The 4,921-nt window shown below is 71.9% G+C and carries 5 protein-coding genes; 2 read left to right on the forward strand and 3 right to left on the reverse strand.

From position 1 onward, the window contains the following. A partial coding sequence (locus ITP53_RS53740) for an MBL fold metallo-hydrolase (RefSeq protein ID WP_195903201.1) occupies positions 1-797 on the forward strand: 797 nt, incomplete at its 5' end. Between the two features lie 96 nt (positions 798-893). Here ITP53_RS53740 and ITP53_RS53745 read toward each other — a convergent pair. Further along, positions 894-2,291: a hypothetical protein gene (locus ITP53_RS53745; protein WP_236052203.1), complete on the reverse strand. Its 1,398-nt coding sequence runs from the start codon at positions 2,289-2,291 to the stop codon at positions 894-896. A gap of 64 nt (positions 2,292-2,355) precedes the next feature. On the opposite strand from ITP53_RS53745, the gene ITP53_RS53750 reads away from it, so the two are divergent. Next, positions 2,356-3,240 carry a pirin family protein gene (locus ITP53_RS53750; RefSeq protein ID WP_328818791.1) on the forward strand — a complete coding sequence of 295 codons (885 nt, stop codon included), beginning with the start codon at positions 2,356-2,358 and terminating at the stop codon, positions 3,238-3,240. A 117-nt stretch (positions 3,241-3,357) separates the two neighbouring features. On the opposite strand, the gene ITP53_RS53755 is transcribed toward ITP53_RS53750, so the two are convergent. Together ITP53_RS53755 and ITP53_RS53760 are read right to left on the reverse strand one after the other, a co-directional pair. Beyond that, positions 3,358-4,311, reverse strand: a complete 954-nt coding sequence (locus ITP53_RS53755; RefSeq protein ID WP_195903204.1) for an ABC transporter permease — start codon at positions 4,309-4,311, stop codon at positions 3,358-3,360. Further along, positions 4,308-4,921 (reverse strand): ABC transporter permease (locus ITP53_RS53760; protein WP_195903205.1); only part of this gene is annotated, 614 nt, incomplete at its 5' end. The genes ITP53_RS53755 and ITP53_RS53760, both read right to left, overlap by 4 nt.

Genomic DNA, 4,921 nt, shown 5'->3' on the forward strand with positions numbered 1-4,921 from the left:
CCGTCTGGTACGGCCACGCCTCCACGCTGGTGGAGATCGAGGGCAAGCGGGTGCTGTTCGATCCGGTGTGGAGCAAGCGGCCCTCCCCTTCGCGGCTCGTCGGCCCGAAGCGGCACCATCCGGTCCCCGTGGAGATCGGCGAACTGCCGCAGATCGACGTGATCGCGATCTCGCACGATCACTACGACCATCTCGACCTGGCCACCGTGCGCTCCCTGACCCGTACGCAGAAGGCGCCGTTCGTGGTGCCGCTGGGCATCGGGGCGCACCTGGAGGGGTGGGGCGTGCCCGCGTACCGGATCGTCGAGCTCGACTGGGACGAGGAGGTCCAGCTGGCGGGGCTGCGGTTCGTCGCCACGGCGGCCCGCCACTTCTCCGGCCGGTCCCTCACCCGCAACGACACGTTGTGGGGCTCCTGGGTGGTCGCCGGAGCGAACAAGCGGGTGTTCTACGCGGGCGATTCCGGCTATTTCTCGGGTTATCGGGGCATCGGGTCGGCGCACGGGCCGTTCGACCTGACGTTGATGCCGATCGGCGCCTACAGCCCGTCCTGGCCGGACATCCACATGAACCCGGAAGAGGCCGTGAACGCCCACCTCGACCTGGGCGGCTCGTTGCTGCTCCCGGTGCACTGGGCGACGTTCACGCTGGCCCTGCACCCGTGGGCGGAGCCGGTGGAGCGGCTGTGGCGCGAGGCCAAGGCACGTGACGTCAAGATCGTCGTACCGCGCCCGGGCGAGGCCGTGGACACCGCCGCCGCCCCGGCGGTGGACGGCTGGTGGGAAACCCTGGGCTGACCTGCCCGGACCCGATGATGAAATGATCGGGTCCGGCAGCCGTCACCTCTCTGTGGCGAGCGGCCGTCACAGGCCCCTTCTTCTGGACGCGGCCTGCTACGCGGATCGGCCGGTCCCGAGGTGGTCGAGGATGGCGGAGTACCAGGCGTGGTCGAACGCCGCCACCGCCAGGTCCGCATCCGCCTCCTTGCGGACCAGGTCGTCCAGGAGTGCGCCGAGGCCCAGGCTGTCGAGCCGCATGCCCAGCTCGTACAGGCTGGGGAGTCTCCACGCGGTGTCGCGGTCGGCGCAGAGTGCGGCGAGCACCTGCTCGGGATCGTCGGGCACGCGCACGTAGGCACGCAGCGAGTCGAGCCGCGCCTCACACCCGGCCTCCAGCCGCAGCAGATCGCCAAGCTCGGACGGCGGCCACGGCGGCCTCCCCCGAACCCCCTGCGAACCGCTCCGGCCCGCCATGGGGCGGCCGCCCGCAGGCAAGGGGCCCGTGGGGGCGGGGCCGGGTCGCCAGGAGCCTCCGTCCGGCGGGGAGACGCGCAGGGACTCCCATTCGGCGAGCTGGGCGGCGGCCTCGGCGAGGGCGCCGCGCAGGTCGGCGCGCTCGGGCCGGTTTGCGCCCAGCCAGAAGGCCCGCGCCTGTTTGCGCAGCGCACGACGCTCCCACAACCCAAGGGGCGCGCCCTCCCTGGCCGCCCGACGCCACCCGCCGAACCGGTTCTCCCATGACGCCTGCCACCTACCGAACCAGTCCCCCCAAGCCGCCCGCCGCCCGCCAGACCCCTCCGCCCGTGACACCCGCTGTCCGCCAGGTCTGTTCTGCCGGAAGGCCCGTAGTAGGGCGGGCTCGCTGGTGGCTTCGGCGAGGCGGGTGGGGGCGGCTTCGAAGACGCGTGGTGAGAGGCGTCGCATCGTCTCGGCGACTCCCTCGAACAGCCGTAGCCGTGCCGCACGCTCCAAGTATCCGCCGGGCGTCCGTAACCCCACCTCGCCGCATGCCTGGTCCACCCGGTACGCCAGCAGCGGCAGCAGGTGCGAGTGCAGCCGGGACGCCAGGTCGGCGGCCTGCCGGGCTTGTTCGGCGGTCCGGAGCGCGGCGCCGTACCAGGGCGTGCTTCGCGGCCGGAGGGTGAAGCCACCCAGGCGGGCGAAGTCGCGCAGGTCACCCCTGATCCGCTCGGCCGTCTCGGCGTCGATCCGCCCGGGCGAGCCGATCCGCACCGCGGTACGTGCCGCCTCAGGGATGTCGCGTAGCGCCGACCGGATCCGGAACGCCGCGTCGCCCGAGCAGTCGTCCTCGGGCGAGTCGGACGCGAGCTCGGTACGAAGAAAGGATTCGAGGGCGGCGGGATCGGCCGGGGCCAGGTCGAGGGCGTCCACCCGCCGGCCTTTGCACGAGAGCAACGTGTCGCGCCCACCCAGGCCGGTGAGCGCCGATATCCAGTTGGCCGGAGCCGCTCCGAGGAGTCCGGCTCTGCGGCTGTCTGATGGCTGTGTCACGAAGGTCTCCTCTGCCCTGGCATGCCCTTTACAGTCGCGGCGCCGGCCCGCGTACAGTCTTGGGGTGAGCAATAGCGACTCGCAGGACACCGGCGGCGAAGTGCTGACGGGGCGGGAGGTCCCGCTGGGCGGGCCGCGCGCGATGATGGTGCGCAGGACCCTGCCGGGGCAGCACCGGCGCATGATCGGCGCGTGGTGTTTCGTGGACGCGTACGGGCCGCAGCGCGCCACCATGCGTGTCCCACCACATCCGCACACCGGCCTGCAGACGGTGAGCTGGCTGGTCGCGGGCGAGGTGCTGCACCTCGACAGCCTGGGCACCCGGCAGGAGATACGCCCAGGCCAACTGAACCTGATGACGGCCGGTCACGGCATCTCGCACTCCGAGGAGTCGCCGGAGACGGTGCTGCACGGCGTGCAGTTGTGGGTGGCGCTGCCGGACGGGCACCGGGACGTCGCGCCGGGTTTCGAGCATCACCCGTCGTTGCCCGTGCTGGCCGGGCGGGGGTTCGAGGCGCGGGTCGTCATGGGGTCGCTGGGCGGGGTGGTCTCGCCCGCCACCGCCTACAGTCCGCTCGTGGGCGCCCAGATCGCGGTGGACGGGGACGGCGAGATACCGCTGGATCCGGCGTTCGAGCACGGGCTGCTGCTGCTCGACGGCACGGTGGACGGGCTGGAGCCTGGGCCGCTGGTGTATCTGCCGCCCGGGCGTTCGAGGCTGCGGGTGTCCGGGCGGGGGCGGCTGCTGCTGATCGGCGGGGAGCCGTTCGCCGAGGAGATCGTGATGTGGTGGAACTTCGTCGGCCGTTCCCATGACGAGATCGTCGCGTTCCGCAAGGAGTGGATGGAGGGTGCGGGGTTCGGCACCGTCGTGGGGTTCGACGGTGCGCCCCTCCCCGCCCCCGTCCTGCCCGGCACCCGCCTGCGACCGCGCGGCCGCGTCAGGTGAACCACCCTGCCGCTGCCCCGTCGCCGATGCGGCCGGCTCGTCTGAGGCGGTCGCGTCAGGTGAACCGATCTGCCGCCGCCCATCGCCGATCCGGCCGGCTCGCCTGAGGCGGCCGCGTCAGGTGAGGCGTTGGGCCTTGCTGAGCAGTCGTTGCGCCACCACCACCAGCGCCAGGAACAGCCCGCTCACCACCTGCTGGAACGCCGACGTCAGGTTCCCCACCTGGTTGATCAGACTCTGGATGACCCCGAGCAGCAACACCCCGGCCACCGTCCCCGTGATCCCGCCGGCTCCCCCGGTCAGGAGCGTGCCGCCGATCACGACGGCGGCGATGGCGTCCAGTTCGAGGCCGATGCCGAGGATGGTCACCCCGGAGGACAACCGGGCCGCGTTCAGCGCGCCGGCCAGGCCCGCCAGCAGGGCCGACATGACGTACACCGACACCTTGGTGCGCGCGACCGGGACGCCCATGAGGGCCGCCGCCTGCTCGTTCCCGCCGATGGCGTAGACGTTCTGGCCGAAGCCGGTGCGTTGCAGCAGCACCATCGCCACGAAGGCGAGGGCGATGGTGATGTACACGGGGTACGACAGGCCGAGCACCTCGCCCTGGCCGAGGGCGGCGAAGACGGGATCCCGGACGAGATAGGTGATGGCGCCCTCGTCCGAGATCGCCAGCATCAGGCCACGGACGCCGAGCAGCCCGGCCAGGGTGACGATGAACGGCGCCATCCCGGTCCGCGCGATCACGAGCCCCTGCAGCAGGCCGACGACCCCGCACACCGCGAGAGGCAGCAGCAGCGCCGGCACCGGCCCGTACTGCGACCCGTACGCCGCCAGCACGCCCCCCAGCACGAACAGCGACCCCACGGAGAGGTCGATGCCGCCGCTGATGATCACGAACGTCATCCCGATCGCGATGATCGCCAGGAATGAGGAGGACACCACGACGCTGGCCGCGTTCCCCGGCGTGGCGAAGGAGTCGAAGGCCAGGCTGCCCACGATCAGCAGCAGCCCCAGCACCATGAGGGCGCCGTGCTGCTGGAGGAGCCGGCTCACCTGTTCCCGGTTCATCGGGTCCCACGCTCCCTGGTGGCATAGACGGCGGCCAGGATGATGACCGCCTGGACCATCTGGGTCCACGACTGCGGCAGGTTGTGCTTGATCAACGTGGCCGCGAGCAGCTGCATGAGCAGCGCGCCCATGACGGTGCTGAGCACCCTGATCCGGCCGCCGGTCAGCGGGGTGCCGCCGACGACGACGGCGGTGATCGCCGACAGCTCGATGAACAGGCCGAGCGAGGTCGGGTCGCTGGCCTGCAGCCGGGCCGTGGCGAGCACTCCTGCCAGGGCCGCCAACAGGCCGGAGATCACGTACACGGTCAGGAGCACGCGCTTGACCGGCAGGCCGGACAGCTCGCTCGCCTGCCGGTTGCCGCCGATCGCCACCACCTGCCGCCCGAACGTGGTCCGCCGCACCACGAACAGCACGATCAGCGTCAGCGCCGCCGCGATCAGCACGATGACCGGGATCCCGGCCACCGAGCTGCTGCCGAGCGCGATCAGGTCGGGGTTGCGGAACTCGACGAGCTGGGGCACGAGGACGTTCGCCAGCCCGCGTACGCCGACCAGTAACGCCAGGGTGGCCACGATCGGCTGCACCCCGACGTACGCCACCAGCGCCC

Source organism: Nonomuraea cypriaca (genome assembly GCF_015645445.1).
In the GTDB taxonomy this organism is placed as follows: domain Bacteria; phylum Actinomycetota; class Actinomycetes; order Streptosporangiales; family Streptosporangiaceae; genus Nonomuraea; species Nonomuraea cypriaca.